The following is a 16528-nucleotide window of genomic DNA, read 5'->3' as shown; positions in this document are numbered from 1 at the left end:
CCGCGTCAGGCGTTGAGGCGCGCGGGTTTGCCCGCCAGGCCGGTCGCCAGGAGCCGGTCGGCGACCGGGAGCCGGGCCAGGCCCAGCGCGGCGCGGCGGACCCACAACTCGGTCCGGGAGCGGGGCAGGAACCAGCGGGCGGTGGCGCGGGCGACCCGTTGCTTCTCGGTGATCACGGGACGCCAGCGGCGTTCGTAACCCGCCAGCGCCGCGCCGATCGAGTCCGGCGAGCCCACTGAGTCGAGCGAGTCCAGCGAGTCCAGCGCCGCCAGCTCCCCGGCCAGGACGTACGCCCCGCCCATGCCCAGCGAAGCGCCTTGACCCGCCAGCAGGGACACCGCGGCGCAGGCGTCACCGACGAGCACGACCCGGCCCCGGTGCCAGGCGGGCAGGTCCACCTGGGCGACCTGGTCGTAGTAGATCTGGTCGTTGGGCGGGCAGGCCGCCAGCGCGCGGGGCACGACCCAGCCCAGATCGCGGTATTCGCGGAGCAACTCGGCTCGCGGGTCGGCGGGCGAGCCCGGTTCGGCGGCGCGGTGCACGGCGAAGGCGGCGACGCGGCCGTCACGCAGGCCGTAGAAGCCCATCTGGCGGTCGCTGGTGTCGGTCAGGCAGAACCGGTCCGCGACCCGGTCGCGGATGTCCGGGGCGTCGAAGGTGAACGCGGCGGTGTGAAAACCCAAGTACCGCAAGGGGTTTTCCGGCCCGAACACGAGTCGGCGCACCGCGGAGTGGATGCCGTCGGCGCCGACGAGCAGGTGCGCCTCGACCTCGGTGCCGTCGCTCAACCCCACCCGCACGGCACTGCGCTCGTCGGTCACGCGCGCAACTGTGGTGGCGTAGCGCGTTTCCACCCGCTCCGGGAGGTGTTCGCGCAGAGCGCGTTCCAGGTCCGGCCGCATGATGCTGAGCAACCGCTGGTCGAGCGCCGAGGCGAACCGCGCGAAGCTGATCCCCGTCCGCCGCCGCCCGGACTCGTCCAGGTAGGCCGCCTCGCGCACGCGGTATCCCAGTTCCGCCAACCTCGGCAGCAGTCCCATCGCCTCGGCGGCGTCGTAGCCCACCCCGAAGAAGTCGATCATGTACCCCTGCTCGCGGGGCCGCGGCGCCTTCTCCACCACCAGGACGTCCCAGCCACGCGTGGCCAACCGCTCGGCCAACGTCAGACCGGCGATCCCGGCCCCGCAGATCACAACCCTCATCACGGCCCACTCCTCCTCGGCTCCGGGCCGGCGCACAACCTGCGCAGCACGGGCGCCACGGCGTCGGCGGTCAACGACGGGTTCAGCGCGCGGTGCAACAGGAGTCCGTCGATCGCGGCGATCAACACCGCCGCCGTGGGCCCCGGATCGGCGACGCCGCGTTCCCCCAGCCACACCGCGAGCCGGTCGCCGACCTCGGCCGCCACGCCCGCGACCGCGCGCCGCAACTCCTCGTCGCGGGTGGCGGCCAGGTAGGTCTCGGTGAACAGCAGCGAGACCGGTTCGTCCCCGGTGTACTCCGCGAAGGCGCCCACGAGCAGGTCGACCGCGTCCTCGGGCGTGCCCGCCCGCGCCAACAGTGGGTCCACGACCTGAGCGGCCTCGCGCATCGCCGCCACGGCCGCCTCGGTCAGCAACGACCGCAGGGACGAGAAGTGGTAGTGCACCAGCCCCGGGGCGACCGCGGCCCGCTCCGCCAGCACCCGGGTGCTGACCGCGCTCCACCCCCGTTCGACGATCAACTCGGTCGCCGCCGCCACCAGCCGCTGCCGCACCTCACGCCCGCGGTCCGCCGCGGTCACACCCGCCATCACCACTCCTGGTCGATCGCCCAGGTCACTCGCCTTGGGCGATTGCCCAAACAGTAGCACGCGGGGTCAGCGGCCGGTCGCGCCGTCGTGCAGCTCGCGGAGGATGTCGGCGTGGCCCGCGTGCCGGGCGGTCTCCTCGATGAGGTGGACCAGCGTCCAGCGGCGGGAGGGCGAGACGCCCCGCCTGCCCCGGCGCGGCGGGCTCGGGTCGTCGAGGGTGGACCAGCGGGCGATCTCGGCGTTGGCCCGCTCGATCGTCGCGCGGTAGGCGGCGAGCACGGACGCCGCGGTCTCGTCCGGACCGGGGTGGTGGCCCGCCTGCCAGTCCCGGACGGGTTCGCTCAGCAGCCAGTGGGCCTCTACCTGGGTGAGGTGTTTGACCAGGCCGAGCAGGCTGGTGCCGGAGGGGACGCCGGGCGCGCGGACGTGCGGTTCGGGGACGCCTTCGGCCTTCGCGGCCACGGCGGCGCGGAGGTAGTCGAGGAAGGCGGTCAGCACGTCCTTCTCCCGGGTACCGGTGCCGGGCGGGCCCATGTCTCGTGTGGTCATCGCCCCACTCTCGCCCCACCTGGCCGGAAGAGCACGAAAACTTGCCACCCCGGCAAGATGGGCGGCATGGACGACGACGTACTGGCCGCGGTCGGCCCCCGGCTGAGGGCGCTGCGCGGGCAACGCGGCCTCACCCTCGCCGACCTGTCCGCCGCGACGGCGATCTCGGAGAGCACCCTGTCGCGCCTGGAGAGCGGTGGCCGCAAGCCGACGCTGGAGCTGCTGCTGCCACTGGCCCGCACCTACGGCGTGCCGCTCGACGACCTGGTCGGCGCGCCGCGGGTCGGGGATCCGCGGATCCACCTGCGACCGATCTACCGGCACGGGATGACGTTCATCCCGCTCACCCGCCGCGCCGGGGGCCTCCAGGCGTTCAAGGTGGTCATCCCCGAGCGCGCGGAGCCCGCCGAGCCGACCCCGCAGACCCACGGCGGCTACGAGTGGGTCTACGTCCTCACCGGCCGACTGCGCCTGGTCATCGGCGACCGCGACCTGGTGCTGGCGACCGGCGAGGCCGCCGAGTTCGACACCGCCCTGCCGCACTGGCTCGGTTCGGCCGACGGCCGCGCCGTGGAGACGCTGGTGCTCTTCGGACCGCAGGGCGAGCGCGCCCACGTGCGCGCCCGCCCCAGGTAGCCCGAGCCGGTCGGCGCCGTCCCATCCGTCCCGAGTGTTGGAGGTGCGGCCCTGGCCGCGTTCGTCTACCTGGCCTTGGCCATCGCGTTCGAGGTCGTCGGGGTGGCGCTGATCGTGGCGGGCGTGGTGACGCTCAACCTCGGCGGCGCGCACCGACCGCGCTACTGTCCACTTAGGAGCAGTCGTACCCGGGTGGCGCGGTGGTCGTGGAACTTCTCGAAGATCTCCAGTGCCCGCCGCCACGCCGCCACCGCCGCGTCCGTGTCCCCCGTCGCGTACCTGGTCTCCCCCAGCCGCTCCAGCGAGCACGCCTCGTTCCACTCGTCGTTGCGCGCCCGGTGGATCGCCAGCGCGCGTTCCAGGGTCTCCCGGGATCGCGCCAACTCCCCCGTCCGGCGCAGGATGATCCCCTCGTTGCGCAGCACCGACGCCAGCCCCCGGGAGTCGGACCGCTGCTCGAACAACTCGCGGGCGCGGGCGAACGCGGCCAGCGCCCGTTCGTCGTCACCCAGGTCCCGGTAGATCAGTCCCAGGTTCCGCAGCGCCCACGTCTCCCCCACCAGGTCCCCCGCCAGCCGCCACTCCCCCAGCGCGCGCTCGCACGACTCCAGCGCGGGCTCGAACTGGCGCAGCGCCCGCCGCAGGTCGCCCAGCCAGTTCAGGCAGGACCCGATGCCCCAGGTCCCGTCCACCGCGCGGAACGCCGCCAGCGCGTGCTCCAGTTCCACCACCGCCTCGGCCGGTTCGCCGCGGTGGCGGAACCCGAAGGCGAGGTCGTGGCGCATCAGGCCCTCACCGAACCGGTCCCCGGCGGTCAGCGCGCACGCCAGGCCCACCCGCAGCAGCGCGGTCCACTCCTCCCACGGCTTGCGCAGGTCGAAGTACGGCCACAGCGCGCCCGCCAGCCGCCAACCCAGCTCCGGCAGCCCCTCCCGCGCGGCCATCCGCACCACCGGCAGGAAGTTCGGGCGCTCACCGTCCAACCAGGCCACCGCGTCGTCGTAGTCGGAGAACTCCCGCCCCGGCTCGGTGCTCAGCGGGGGCCGCACCGGCCGCACGAACCGGGACGCCGCCTCCGCGGCGGCCAGGTACCCGGTGACCGCCCTGCGGACGGAGGCCCGGCGGCGCGCCGGTGCCTCGGTGGCGGCGCGGTCCTCGGCGTAGCAGCGGAGCAGGTCGTGGAACTGGTGCCGGTCCCGCCCGGTGGTCTCGACCAGGTGCGCGGCGGTGAGGGTGGCCATGGCCCGGCGGGCGCGCGGGAGAGGCAGGTCGGCGTACGCGGCGGCGGTGTCCAGGCTGAAGTGCGGACCCGGGTGGCGGCCCGCGGCGCGGAAGAGCCGGGCGGCGTCCGGCGGGAGGATGTCGTAGGACCAGGAGAACACCGCGCGGATCGCCACGGACTCCTCGTCGACCTCGAACCCGGCCAGGCGCGTGCGGGAGTTCCCGAGCTCGTCGGCGAGATCGGCGAGCGCCGTGTGCGGGTCGGAGACTAAGCGCTGGGAGACAATGCGCAACGCCAACGGAAGCCCGGCGCACAGGTCCACCAGGCGGGACAGCGCCGTGTCGGAGTCCGCGCCGGGCACGGCGGCGGCCAGCATGCGCGCGCCGCCCGCGCGGGTGAGGGGTCGCACCCGGACCAACGCGGCACCGTCCTCGGTGAGCAGTCCGGACAGCACGTTGCGACCGGTCACGACCACCGCGCACCCCGGCGCGCCGGGCAGCAACGGCCGCACCTGGGCCGAGTCCCGGGCGTTGTCCAGCAGCACCAGCACGCGCCGCTCGGCCACCAGCGACCGGAACAGCCCGGCCTTGGCGTCGAGGTCCACCGGGATCCGTCCGGGTGGGACGTCGAGGGCGAGGAGGAAGTCGTCCAACGCGGACGCGGGCGGCAACGGCCTGCCGTCGCGGTCGAAGCCGCGCAGGTTCACCACGAGCTGCCCGTCGGGGTAGCGGTGCTCGACCCGGTGCGCCCACCGCACCGCCAACGCCGTCTTGCCCACCCCGGGCGGACCGGTCACCACGCACAGCCTGGTCCCGTCGGCCAAGGCGGAGTCCAGTGTGCGCAACTCCCAGTCGCGGCCGGTGAAGGCCGGGGTGTCCGGTGGCAGCTGCCGGGGCACCGGGATCCGCGCCCCCGACCACACGTTCACCTCCCGCGCCCGCACCACGGATCCCACCTGCAGGACCGCGCCCGCGTGCCCCGTGACCACATTGCTGACCTCACCGACCATGGCCGGTGAGCGCTTCGGCGCCCGCGCGGAGCTGGTCGTGCGCGGCGACCAGGGCCAAGGCGCGCTTGGGGCCGGGCACCTCGTAGTGGTAGGTCGACCGCAGCAGGTACAGGCAGAAGGCGATGTGCCACTGCCAGCGGTGCGCGGCGAAGTCCACCTCGCTGGTCAGCGGCGGGCAGATCTCGCGCAGGTGCCCGGTGATCCACCGCAGGGCGGCCAGCGTGGCGTTGGTGGCCGGGCTGTCGGTGACCGCCACGAGGTCGGTCGACAGGTCCCCGACGGCGGCGGCGAGCGCGCGCCAGGTGGCGAACCCGGTGAAGAACAAGGACTCCGGGCCCTCGTCGACCACCCGGACCACGAGGTCGGCGACCAGTCGGGCCGCGTCGGTGGCCCAGTGCGCCGGGCCGAAGTCGCTGAAGTCGATCAGCATCGGGGCGGGGTGCCTGCCGGGCAGCAGGAGGATGTTGCCGCAGTGCAGATCGCCGTGCGCGTGGGTGCTCCAGCGCTTGTCGGGCCACCGCGGCACGTAGACGCCGGCGAGTCGGCCTTCCACGGCGTACGCGGTGAGATCGGCCCGCAGCCGGGTGGTGTCGCCGAGGCCGCCGCCGTCCGGTCGGGTGAGGACGGGGCAGAGCTCGTCGACGGCCCGCAGGACGAGTTGCCTGCGCCGCAACGGAAGGCGCAACGCGTCCATCGGGTCGCCGGACTCGTCGCGGGCGGTCGCCCAGTACATCGGCGACAGCGCCTCGGTGAACAGGGTGGCGAAGGCGTCCTCCGCCCGTTCCGGCGCGGGTCCGGTGCCCAGCCACTGGCGGGCGGTGGTCACTCCCCGCTCGCACACGGACCCCGTGGCCCACCAACCGTTGACCGGCCCGACCGCCCGGTGCGGCTGGACGACGAACCTGGACGACATCACCTTCGGCGCGCGCGCCGCGCGGGCGGTCTCCTCGCGCAGGCCGTCGAGGTCGCGACTGAGCTTGAGGACGTGGTGGGCGGTCGTCCCGTGCCGCAGCGGGGCCTCGGTGGCGCAGATCCGCGCCCCGGAGACGCCGGGCGCGAGGTGGCGCACCCGCACCACGTCGGCGGTCTCGTTGTCGGCTTCCAGGACCTGGCGGTGCAGTTGGGCGATGGTCGGGTTGCCGACCTCGTGCAGCAGCGTCACCACGGCCGGGTCGCTCTCGTCGACCACCACCCCGATCTCCTCGACGGTCCCGTTGTAGAGCAGGTACGTGCGGATGTCCGTGGCGATGGCCGCCGGGCTCGTCAACGGCGACTCGACGCTGAACTCCCACCGCCGCACCGCGGTGTTCGCGCCGAGTTCCATGGCACGCGCGAAGAGGCTGTGCCGGTGCCGGTCGCCCTCGCTGATGACGAAGACGTACGAGTGCGGCAGCGCGGCCCGGGCCAGCGCCACCAACTCCAGGCCGCGGGCCTCGTCGCCCCCGGTCGTGCGCTCGAACAGCAGGTCGATGACCAGCAGGTGGAAGCCGCCGCCCGCGGTCGCCCCGGAGATGGCGGCGTGCGCGGCGTCGGGGTCGTCGAGCATCGTCCAGTCGACCGCCCAGCCCTGCTCCCGCAGGTACTGGTTGAGCCGCGTGCTGACGCTCTTCAGGTTCTCGGGCACGTCGTCGACGATCAAACCCCGGATGCGGTGGACCATCTGGTGTCACGCTCCTCGCCACAGCGGAAGTGTCACGTTCGCGGTAAAAGTCCAGTCCTCGTCGTCCTCGGCATTGCCGACCAGGGAGCCGCCGAACGGGCGCAGCCGCTCGTTCAACGCGCGCAGCCCGCGGCCCGCGGGCCACCGCGGCCGGGTGCCGGTGTTGCGCACCAGCAGCTCCAGGAAGTGCTCGCCGAGCCGGTAGTCGACCTCGACGCGGGGCCGCTGACCGCCGGGGGCCGCGTGGTGGGTGATGTTGTCCAGCGCGTGGGCGACCACGGCCTCGAGCAGCGGTCCCGGGCAGAACACCCGCGCGGTGCGGCCGATGGGCTCACCCCGGTGCGCGGTGGGCCCGGGCGCGCGGGTCGCCAGCAGCCGCTCGACGTGGTCGGCGGGGCAGGTCGGCACCGAGCCCACCAGGCCGACCAGCAGCGCGGGGGCCTCGCCGTCGGCGTGCGGGTCCATGAAGACCCGGTGCCACCAGCGCAGCCTGCGCAGCAGCTCCTCGCGCGTGGCGCACCAGCCCGGGTTGGTCGGCAGCCACTGCCCGGTGACCTCGTGCAGCAGGTTCTGCACCTGGTGCAGCGCCGCGACGCCCGCCCCGTCGGCCACCGCGACCAGCGCCCGCTGCTCCTGGGTGCCGATCCGGTCGGCGACGTACTCGCCCTGCAGGATCCCGACCAGCGCGGGCAGGTTCGGCATCGCCTTCTCGCCGAGGTGGCGCGCGCACCGGTCCCAGTCCGCCAGCGCCTCCTTGGTGCGCTCGGGGGTGGGGCGCGCGCCGGGCAGGTCCTCGACGTGGTCGCGCACGCGCAGCAGGATCGACTCCATGTTGTGCGCCTCGACGTAGGGCTTGTAGTCCCGCCGCAGCCGGTGCCACGCCTCCTGCGGGTCGGTGGGCGCCGGGCGGTCCCGGTCGTCGAGGATCGAGCGCATCTGGTCGACCAGCGCCCGGTGGCCCGCGATCGACGCGGGGTCGCGGTCGTCGACCATCAGCTCGTCGAGCCGGTCGCGGCAGCGGTCCAGGCACAGCCGCAGCGCGTCGTGGTCCACCGGCGAGTCCACGGCGGGGCGCAGCGTCAGCCGGTAGCACTCCAGCAGCAGCTGGTTGATCATCACCGGTTCGTCCACGGTGAGCGCGAGCAGCCGGGGCAGCCGCCCCACCAGGTTGGCGGGGTCGGCGGCGGCGATCACCATGACGGCCTGGGCGCGCAGCCAGGCCAGCGCGGTGGGCGGCTCGTCGAGGATCGTCGCGCACACCTCGCCGAGCAGGGCGCGGGGGGCGGCGTGGCGCAGCGGGGGCAGCTTCAGCCACTGCTGCTCTGCGGCGATGAGCCGCACCAGGTTGGCCCGCGACCACGTGCCGCCCGGGCCGACGTGCGTGACGCGGGTGAGGCCGGAGAGTTTGTCCACCACCGTCTGGCGCGCTTCGGTGACCCGCAGCGCGCGGTCGAGCAGCGTGCGCCAGCGCAGGTAGTCGGCGAGGTCGGTGCCGTTGACTGGCACGTCGAACAGGTCGGTCGGCGGGGTGCCGAACCCCTCGCGCAGTGGCCGCAGCCGGGTCCGCTCGCGCAGCACGCGCACGTGCGAGCGCAGCACCGCCGGGGCGGTCCGGAGGTGCTCGTCGGCGCGGTCGCGGGTCTCGCACAACGCGCAGTTGCGCACGCTGAGGCCGGTGAGGCTGCTGTTGGCCAGGAACCGGACCTGCACCGGCACCGGCGTGCCGCCGTCGTCGGGGCGCATGGAGCTGAGGGCGAGCATCGCGTCGGCGTCGCGGTCGTCGAGCTGGTTGAGCGCCACGATCACCACCACCGCGGTGGCCCCCGCCGAGACGGCCAGGCGGATGAGCTGGACGATGGAGTTGCCGGTCAGCGACCCGGCGTCGACGGCGACGACCGCGCCCGGCGGGGCGTCGACGTCCAGCGCGGTCGGGTAGCTCCACCGGGTGCCCGCCACGGCGCGCGGCACCAGCCGCCGGTGGGTGACCCGGCGGCCGTCGGCGGCCAGGGCGTCGCCGACCAGGTCCAGCAGGGCGGAGAAGTCGTCGGGGGCCTCGGGGTACCAGATCTCGCAGGTGGCGAACGGGTCGGCGGACAGGCCCGCGCGCCAGAGCCCGGCGGTGTCGTCGAGCGCGCCGCGCACCGCGTCGCGCATCCGGGTGGCCACCGCCGGGGTGCGCAGCAGCCGGTCGAACCGCAGGTAGGCGCTGAAGTGCCGGTTGCGCGGCGCGCGGTCGAAGTGCCCGAGGCGCAGCCAGTCCGGGTCGCGGGCCAGCCAGCCGAGCAGGGTCTCCTCGTCGAGGTAGGCGCGGCGGGCCGCGCGCGGGCGCACCGGCTCCAGCAGCAGCGGGTCGACGTCGACCGGTTTCGGGCTCTCGGGGGTGGGACCGGCGCTGATGTCGACCGACACCAGCGACACCACCGGCACGTCGCGGTTGAAGATGCGGATCTGCCGGTCGTGGTCGCGGCTGTCGACGACGCAGGCCACCGCGACCACGACCGCCTGCCGGGCGGCGATGGCCGCGGCGGCCCGGCGCACGGTGTTCTCCGTGGACAGGATGTCCGCGCACAGCACGACTTCCGCGTGCTGCGGGACCTGCTCGCTGACCGCGACGCCGTCGAGGTCGAGCTCACCGGGCATGGCGTAGAACCGGCCGCCGATCCACAGGCACTCGCTGAGCTGGCCCGCCAGCGGCTCGGTGGCGGTGTTGACCACGCGGGCCACCGCCCGGTTCTCCGGTCCGTGCAGGTCCGCGCGTTCCTCGACCATGCGGGCCAGCACCCAGCCCGCGGTCGCGGTGCCGACCACCTCGTCGAGCAGGGTGCGGACCCGGATCCAGCGGTTGGTGTGGCGCAGGGTGGGGGTGCGGAAGTGGCCCGCCGTGACACCGGGTCCGGCGTCGCGGATGGTCTCGGCCAACCGGCCCCGCGCCCAGTGCCGCATGGCGTGCGCCGCGTCGCCGGGGGACACCCGCAGGGCGATCCCGGTGTCGGTCACCGACAGCAGGTGCGGGTAGCGGCCGAGCCAGGCGCACAGCTCCTGGTGCGCCACCTCGGACGCGCCGGTGCGGGACCGGAGCACCTGGTGGGTCAGCGCGCCGCCGAGTTCGGTGAGCGCGTCGAGCACCGCGCGCAGCCGCGCGGGTCCGCCGCACCACCGCGGCGTGCCGGTGGCGCCCATGACCAGGACCGCGCTGCGCGGCGCGGGCCACCACGACTGGGCGTCCTCGTGGGAGTTGATGCCCGCCACGCACAGGTCGAGGATGCGCACGCCCGCGTCGGGCAGCACCACGGCCAGCGGCACCTGGTCGGGGATCGCGCTCACCGTGTCCAGCACGCGGGCCAGGGCGGTCTTGAGGGCGCTGTCGGACAGCCGCGGCGGGGTCACCGGGACGACGACCACCACGCCCGCGCGGTTGTTGGCCCGCACCGCCTTGCGCAGGCAGGTCCGGTCCGCGTCGCCGATGCCGTCGGCGCCGTCGAGGTCGCACGGCACCACCGCCATCGGACCGTCGTCGTCCACTGTGGACGCCGGGCGCCCGCGCCACGGCTTGCCCCGGACCGGCTCGGGGGTGCCCGCGATCAGCAGCGACGCCTCGACCAGGGTGCCCGGGGCGACGAGTTGGTCGCCCTCGAACACGTGCTCCTCGGTGTCGGGGTCGAGGTAGGACTTGCCCGCGGTGGTGCCCGCCGTGGTCACCTGCACCAGGCCGCGGTAGCCGCTGGCCAGCCTGCCCACCCGCCACAGGCCGTTGCCCTCGCGGCGCACCGGCACGCCCGCGGCGTGCTTGCGGTCGAAGGCGGCCAGGATCGCGTCGCCCGCCTCGTCCGCCGGTGCCGAGGCGCTGCGCGCGACCAGCCCGGTGCCGGAGTCGCCCACCAGCAGGTCCAGCACCCGGCGGTCGCCGCCCTCGCGCAGCACGTCGGCCAGCGCCGCGCCCGACCGGGGCAGGTCGGTGCGCCGGGTCGCGTACAGGCCCTCGTTGACCAGGATCGCGGCCACCAGCGCGTACGGCGGGTCGGACGGGCCGACCCTGGCGTGCTTGCCGATGTTGTCCACCAGTTCCACGACCAGCGCGTGGGTGATCGCCCACGCGTCCGCCGCGGGCAGGCCCATGTCCGACAGCCGCCGGGTGATCCCCGCCAGGGCCTCCGGCAGGCCGAGGCCCGTGCCCGCGTCGTGGTGCAGCCACTGGAACGGCAGCACCCTGCGTTCCTGCGGCGCGCCGGGGAACCGGATACCGCCGTCGACCGGCACGGTGGCGGGGGTGGGCGGGGTTTCCGCGGTGGCGCCTTCCGCGTCGAGCACCGTCACGGCGCCCGGGGGCCAGTGCGGCGCGCGTAGTGCGTCGTCGAAACCGGAATGGCGCAGGAATCCGCGCGCTTCGGCGCGGGAGCGGGCCTGGCGAGCCGCGCGGCGCAGGAACTGGTCGGGCACCGGTGCCGCGCCGGTGTCCGCCAACCACCGGTCGCGCGCGCCGAACACACCCGTCGGCAGCACGACCGTGGCGCCGACCCCGTCGCGCACCGCCGCGTCGAGCAGCAGCAGGATCCGTGCCAGGGCACCGAGGTGCGCGAACTCCACGGCGGTGAGGTCCAACCACAGCCCGCCCTTGAGGACCCCCGGCCGCCACGCCCCGCTCTCGGTCAGCGGCCCGCCCCCCGACCCCAGGTGGCGCCGCCACGCCGCGATGGTCAGCCGGGTGGACAGGCGTATCTCGCTCACCATCCGCCGGTCACCGGCGCCGGTGCTCGCCGGTGGACGACGGTGTTCCGTAACGGGTTCGCCTTCCGCCCATGTTCTTTCACAGGTCGATAATCACCACAGTCCCGGCCGGAATGCAAGGCTCACCCGAATCCCGGAACAGGCGCGCCCGCCGACAAAGGGAGACAGCCGCCCGACCTGGGATTGGACATTTTTAGGACAGGTGGTGGCAATTTCAGCCGCAATTTCGAGTGGGCGGCCTGCCGATATCGGTTCAGCGGTCGATTCAGATGTCGTCGAGGGCGATGAGGACGTCGCGCAGGTGGCCGGAGGCCGACTCGGCCGTGGCGGGCGGGACGTCGCGCAGGAGCTTGACGGTGGCGCGGTTGACCGCGCGGGCGGCGGCCTCGGCGCGACCGGCGCCCGCGGGGGTCAGGCGCACCCAGAGGCCGCGGGCGTCGGTCTCGTCGGCGTCGCGCACGACCATGCCGGTGTCGGTGAGCCTGCGCAGGACGTTGCTGGTGCCGCCGGAGGTCAGCCGGAGGCGGGCGGAGAGCTCCGACGGGCGCAGCGTGAACGGGTCGCCCGCGGCGCGCAGGGTCACCAGGATCTCGTACTCGGCCTTGGTCAGCCCCAGGGCGGTGAGCTGGGCGACGGTGGCGGCGTCGAGCACGGCGGCCAACCGCGCGACGCGCTTGGCCAGGGCGAGGGCGGGGCCGTCGATGTCGGGCAGCTCGCGCGCCCAGGCGGCCACGATCCCGTCCGTCACGTCGCCACCGCTACCCATGGGCCGCAGTGTAGGGCTCTTGACGCACCGCGCCCCACGTCGTTACCTTTTTAAAAAGTTATCGACAAAGCTTCTTGGGAGGTCTCATGCGCCTGGTGCTGCGCGGCGGGTTCGTGGTGGCGGTCGACCCCGACATCGGGGTGCTGCCCGGGGCGGACGTGGTGGTCGAGCACGGGCTGATCACCTACGTCGGCCCGGACGGCGGTGACGGCGAGGTCGTCGACGTGTCGGGTCAGGTGGTGTTACCGGGGTTCGTCGACAGCCACCGGCACGTGTGGCAGGCACCCCTGCGCGGCCTCACCGCCGACCTCACCCTGGCGGGCTACCTACCGCTGGTCCTGGGCACGCTCGCGGGCCGCCACTCCCCCGACGACCTGCGCACCGCCACCCTCCTCGGCGCCGCCGAGGCCCTCGACGCGGGCATCACCACCGTCGTCGACTGGAGCAACCCCGCCACCACGGCGGACCACGCGGCGGCCGCCGTGGACGCCTTGCGCACCACCGGGATCCGCGCGGTCTACGCCTACGGCGACGCCGACGACGAAGCGACCATCCGCGCCCTCCACCGCGACCTGCCCGCGTCGACCACCAGCCTCGCGATCGCCACCCTGGGGCCGGACTTCGGCCCGGTCGAGGACACCGCGCGGCACCTCGCCCTGGCCCGCGACCTGGGCGTCCCCACCACGATGCACCTGCACGACGGCCGCGGCCTCGAGCCCGTCCTCGACGCCCTCGGCCCCGACACCCAACTCGTGCACGCCAACGCCCTACCGGACGCCCTGCTCGCCCGCCTGGCCGCCCGGGGCTGCCCCATCAGCGTCACCCCCTGCGTCGAGTCGACGATGGGGCACGGCCGCCCGATCCTCGACCGCGCCCAGGCCCACGGCGCCCGTGCGGGCCTAGGCGTGGACGTCGTCACCACGTCCCCGGCGGGCATGTTCGACCAACTCCGCTCGGCTCTGGCCCAACGCCGCCTGACCACCCCGTCCGCCACCGAAACCCACCCACCCGCCGCCGACCTCCTGCGCTCCGCCACCCTGGACAGCGCCGCCACCATCGGCCTGGCGAACCGGACCGGCTCCATCACGCCGGGCAAGCGCGCGGACCTCATCACCGTCACCGGCTACGCGGGCCTGATCAATGTCGCCCCCGACGTGGTCCCGTCCGCCGTCGTCGCCACCGCGACCGCCGCGGACGTCGCCAACGTCTTGGTGGACGGCCACTTCCGGAAACGCGACGGCAAGCTCGCCCACGACCTCCACCACTTCCGCACCGCAGCGGACGACCTGCTCCGCCGCATCTTCCCGACGGCATGACAACGCTGTTCGACAATCCGTCACGCCCATTGTCAGATACCGGAAACCCGGCGCGCGCACCCCGCGATTCTCCAACCTGCGACTCCGCGACGTTCAGTCCGAAGCGACGATGAGCCGCGGGGCGACGGGCGATCGTTTCCACTCGTTTACCGGGTCTTGACAAAACCGCAGGTCGCGGGCGTTTCCTCGAACGAAACACTTTCCCGACAAGAAACTCCTTCCACTTATCTCGACGCGGGTTCACCATTGTCTCAACCAGTCGACTGGCGGCCTCACCGGGGATCCACGGTAGGTCGAGTTGGTTAGTCGGTCCTCGTGGAAGGGAATAGGGAAATGCACACGCACGCTATGATCCTGTGGTTGAGCACGCTCTTCGGCTGAAATCGGGTGGTGCCCGGTCCGGCATGGGGGTCGGACCGGGCCTCCCGGCACACGGATGGGGCGAACATGACTGCGTTCGGACCGGAGTTGCGGCGGCGGCGGATGGTCGCGGGTATGACCGCGGCCGCCCTCGGCGAGGGGGTGGGGTTCACCAAGGGGCACATAAGCAAGGTCGAGACCGGGCAAACGCGGCCGACGGTGGCGTTCGCGGTCGCCGTGGACCAGGCGTTGGGGGCCGAGGGGGCGTTGCTGGGGTTGGCGGAAAGCGAGTTGATCGCCTCCCGCGCGCCCCGGCTGCCCGGGGTGTCGGGGTCCACGCGGTTCTTCCTCGGGCGGGAAAGGGAATTGGCGCGGGTGGCGGAGTTCCTGGACCGGCGGTCGGGCGGGGCCGTCTGCCTGCTGACGGGACTCGCCGGGGTCGGCAAGACCGCGTTGGCGCTCGCCGCGGTGGCCAGGGCGCGCACCGGGTTCCCCGACGGGTCCCTCTACCTCGACCTCCGGGGCGACACCCCCGGCGCGGCCGAGGCGCAGGCCGCCGAGTCCGCGCAGCGGTTGCTGGTGATGCTCGACGTCGAGCGCGTGCCCGCCGACCCGGACGCCCGGGTCGCCCTGCTGCGGTCCGTCCTGCACGGACGGCGGGTGCTGGTCGTCCTCGACAACGCCCGCAGCGCCGCGCAGGTCGCGCCGCTCATCCCGGACTCCCCCGGGTGCCGCGTCCTGGTCACCAGCAGGCGCAGGCTCGCCGCCCTCGACGAGGCCTGGCGGGTGCCGTTGGGGATGCTCAGCCAGCCCGACGGGGAGAGCCTGTTCCACGCCGTCGCCCGCGCGTCGGCCGAGCGCGGGGACCCGGCGGTGGGTGAGATCGTGCGCCGGTGCGGCGGGTTGCCGCTGGCCATCCGGATCGCGGCCGCCCAGGTGTCGGCGGGCGGGTGGACGGCCGCCCGGTTCCTCGACCGGATGGCGCGGGAGCCCACCCCGCTCGACGCGCTCGACGACGGCGAGCGCAGCGTCGCCGCCGCGTTCCTGCTCTCCTACCGCGCGCTGCCCGTGCGGGCCCAGTTCCTGCTGGGCCTCACCGCGCTGCACCCGCCCGCCGCGCTCACCCCCGGCGCGGCGGCCGCCCTGGCGGACCTGACCGTGCCCGAGGTCGAGCGGCTGGTGGACAAGCTGCACGACGCCCACCTGGTCACCCGCGCCGAGGGCGGCGACATCGAGGTGCACGACCTGGTCCGCGCGTTCGCCGAGCGGTACGTGCTGCCCGAGATCGGCGACGAGACCCGGGAGGCCGCCTGGTTTCGGCTCGTCGACCACGTCCTGGGCACCGTCCTGGCCGCCGACGAGCTACTCGAACCGCACCGGACCCGGCCCGCGGTCGAGGTCCACCGCCCCCGGGCGCTGCCGTTCGCCGACGCCGCGGGCGCGCTGCTCTGGTTGCGCGCGCACACGTACACGCTGGCGCGGCTGACCGAGCTGACCGCGGGCACCGACCGCTGCTGGGAGCTGGCGATGGCGCTGCGGCCGTTCTTCTTCCACGACAAGCTCTTCGAGCCGTGGGTCGCCACGCACCGGGCCGCGCTGCGCACCGTCGAGGCGGCCAAGGACCAGGCCGCCGCCGGGCGGATCCTCAACAGCCTCGGCATGGCGCACATCGAGTCCGGCAGGCTCGACGAGGCGGCCGACTGCCACAGCCGCGCCGCCGTGCGGTTCGCCCAGGCGGGCGATGACCACGGGGAGACCGACGCGCTGTCGAGCCTGGCCTGGGTGCGGCTCTACCAGGGCGTGCCCGACGAGACGGCGGACGGTCTGCGGGTCGCGTTGGACGCGTACCGGCGAACCGGGCGCACCCGCAACGTCGTCATCGCCCAGCGCGGGCTCGCCCTGGCGCTGACCGCGATGGGGCGATTCGACGAGGCCATGGAGCTGGCCCGCGCGGCGAAGGACGCCGCGCAGATCCCCGTCGACACCGCGATGGGGCTCAACTGCCTGGCCTGGGTGCACTTCCGCGCGGGGCTGCCGGAGGACGCCGCCCGCGCCTACACCGAGGCCGCCGACCTGGCCGAGCGCGCCGGGAGCCGGTACGAGCTGGCCCGCGCCCTGACCGGGCTGGCCAACGTGGCCGCCGAGCGGGGCGAGCCGCGGCTGGCGCTGGAGCTGTGGGCCACCGCCGACGCGCTCGACATCGGCGTCAACCCGGTGGTCGCGGGCGAGGGCGGCGCACGGCTCGCGCTGGAACCGGAGGCCCGGGCGGCGGTCGACTAGAACAGCACGACGAGCAGGAGGATGACCAGCACGGCGATGACGATCCCGGCGAGCGGCAGCAGGCGCGACCGGCTGCGGTGGTGGCTGCGGACGGTGGTGGTGCGGAACCAGCTGCCCGGCACTCGACGGCGGTGGCGGCGGACCCATTCCATGGCTTCTCCCGACCTCGACCGACACGGAACGCGTCTTTCAGGTTAGGTCGGACCCGCCGAT

At 74.2% G+C, this 16528-nt stretch carries 11 protein-coding genes; 3 read left to right on the top strand and 8 right to left on the bottom strand.

Annotation, left to right across the window (positions count from 1 at the left end; all coding sequences use genetic code 11):
• Nucleotides 1-5 precede the first annotated feature (5 nt).
• From CLV40_RS24300 to CLV40_RS24290, 3 genes are all read right to left on the bottom strand, one after another.
• A complete protein-coding gene (locus tag CLV40_RS24300; protein WP_104481397.1) occupies nucleotides 6-1202 on the bottom strand; it encodes an FAD-dependent oxidoreductase in 1197 nt (398 codons plus the stop codon).
• Complete coding sequence (locus CLV40_RS24295; protein ID WP_181043708.1) at nucleotides 1202-1792, bottom strand: TetR/AcrR family transcriptional regulator; 591 nt, start codon at nucleotides 1790-1792, stop codon at nucleotides 1202-1204. The genes CLV40_RS24300 and CLV40_RS24295 overlap by 1 nt, the downstream gene beginning before the upstream one ends.
• Nucleotides 1793-1858: 66 nt before the next feature.
• Complete coding sequence (locus CLV40_RS24290) at nucleotides 1859-2341, bottom strand: DinB family protein (protein ID WP_104481304.1); 483 nt, start codon at nucleotides 2339-2341, stop codon at nucleotides 1859-1861.
• 57 nt (nucleotides 2342-2398) lie between these two features.
• Between CLV40_RS24290 and CLV40_RS24285 the strand changes: the two genes are divergently transcribed.
• On the top strand, nucleotides 2399-2977 hold the full coding sequence (locus tag CLV40_RS24285; protein ID WP_374066383.1) for a helix-turn-helix domain-containing protein: 579 nt from the start codon (nucleotides 2399-2401) through the stop codon (nucleotides 2975-2977).
• Between the two features lie 161 nt (nucleotides 2978-3138).
• Here the strand turns inward: CLV40_RS24285 and CLV40_RS24280 are convergent, their stop codons facing one another.
• From CLV40_RS24280 to CLV40_RS24265, 4 genes are all read right to left on the bottom strand, one after another.
• On the bottom strand, nucleotides 3139-5187 hold the full coding sequence (locus CLV40_RS24280; RefSeq protein ID WP_181043707.1) for an ATP-binding protein: 2049 nt from the start codon (nucleotides 5185-5187) through the stop codon (nucleotides 3139-3141).
• Nucleotides 5188-5197: 10 nt separating this feature from the next.
• Nucleotides 5198-6868 (bottom strand): phosphotransferase, encoded by a 1671-nt coding sequence (locus CLV40_RS24275; protein ID WP_104481302.1) that lies wholly within the window; start codon nucleotides 6866-6868, stop codon nucleotides 5198-5200.
• A gap of 6 nt (nucleotides 6869-6874) precedes the next feature.
• Nucleotides 6875-11593 carry an ATP-binding protein gene (locus CLV40_RS24270; RefSeq protein ID WP_146108215.1) on the bottom strand — a complete coding sequence of 1573 codons (4719 nt, stop codon included), beginning with the start codon at nucleotides 11591-11593 and terminating at the stop codon, nucleotides 6875-6877.
• A gap of 265 nt (nucleotides 11594-11858) precedes the next feature.
• Complete coding sequence (locus CLV40_RS24265) at nucleotides 11859-12359, bottom strand: MarR family winged helix-turn-helix transcriptional regulator (RefSeq protein WP_104481300.1); 501 nt, start codon at nucleotides 12357-12359, stop codon at nucleotides 11859-11861.
• Nucleotides 12360-12445: 86 nt separating this feature from the next.
• Here CLV40_RS24265 and CLV40_RS24260 point away from each other — a divergent pair, with 86 nt between their 5' ends.
• The gene (locus CLV40_RS24260; RefSeq protein WP_104481299.1) at nucleotides 12446-13675 is read left to right on the top strand and encodes an amidohydrolase family protein; all 1230 of its coding nucleotides are present in this window, start codon (nucleotides 12446-12448) and stop codon (nucleotides 13673-13675) included.
• Nucleotides 13676-14122: 447 nt separating this feature from the next.
• Nucleotides 14123-16315, top strand: a complete 2193-nt coding sequence (locus CLV40_RS24255; protein WP_104481298.1) for an XRE family transcriptional regulator — start codon at nucleotides 14123-14125, stop codon at nucleotides 16313-16315.
• On the opposite strand, the gene CLV40_RS38285 is transcribed toward CLV40_RS24255, so the two are convergent.
• Complete coding sequence (locus CLV40_RS38285; RefSeq protein ID WP_181043706.1) at nucleotides 16312-16467, bottom strand: hypothetical protein; 156 nt, start codon at nucleotides 16465-16467, stop codon at nucleotides 16312-16314. The two genes, CLV40_RS24255 and CLV40_RS38285, sit on opposite strands and share 4 nt — an antisense overlap.
• Nucleotides 16468-16528 lie beyond the last annotated feature (61 nt).

Source organism: Actinokineospora auranticolor, assembly GCF_002934265.1.
In the GTDB taxonomy this organism is placed as follows: domain Bacteria; phylum Actinomycetota; class Actinomycetes; order Mycobacteriales; family Pseudonocardiaceae; genus Actinokineospora; species Actinokineospora auranticolor.
Note: the sequence above shows the minus strand (reverse complement) of the source record. Positions and strands in the feature narration are given on the sequence as shown.

What these genes read in the sequence shown, in the direction of transcription:
- CLV40_RS24300 (WP_104481397.1), bottom strand. Translation starts at nt 1,202, where the DNA reads ATGAGGGTTGTGATCTGCGGGGCCGGGATCGCCGGTCTGACGTTGGCC.
- CLV40_RS24295 (WP_181043708.1), bottom strand. Translation starts at nt 1,792, where the DNA reads ATGGCGGGTGTGACCGCGGCGGACCGCGGGCGTGAGGTGCGGCAGCGG.
- CLV40_RS24290 (WP_104481304.1), bottom strand. Translation starts at nt 2,341, where the DNA reads ATGACCACACGAGACATGGGCCCGCCCGGCACCGGTACCCGGGAGAAG.
- CLV40_RS24285 (WP_374066383.1), top strand. Translation starts at nt 2,399, where the DNA reads ATGGGCGGCATGGACGACGACGTACTGGCCGCGGTCGGCCCCCGGCTG.
- CLV40_RS24275 (WP_104481302.1), bottom strand. Translation starts at nt 6,868, where the DNA reads ATGGTCCACCGCATCCGGGGTTTGATCGTCGACGACGTGCCCGAGAAC.
- CLV40_RS24265 (WP_104481300.1), bottom strand. Translation starts at nt 12,359, where the DNA reads ATGGGTAGCGGTGGCGACGTGACGGACGGGATCGTGGCCGCCTGGGCG.
- CLV40_RS24260 (WP_104481299.1), top strand. Translation starts at nt 12,446, where the DNA reads ATGCGCCTGGTGCTGCGCGGCGGGTTCGTGGTGGCGGTCGACCCCGAC.
- CLV40_RS24255 (WP_104481298.1), top strand. Translation starts at nt 14,123, where the DNA reads ATGACTGCGTTCGGACCGGAGTTGCGGCGGCGGCGGATGGTCGCGGGT.
- CLV40_RS38285 (WP_181043706.1), bottom strand. Translation starts at nt 16,467, where the DNA reads ATGGAATGGGTCCGCCGCCACCGCCGTCGAGTGCCGGGCAGCTGGTTC.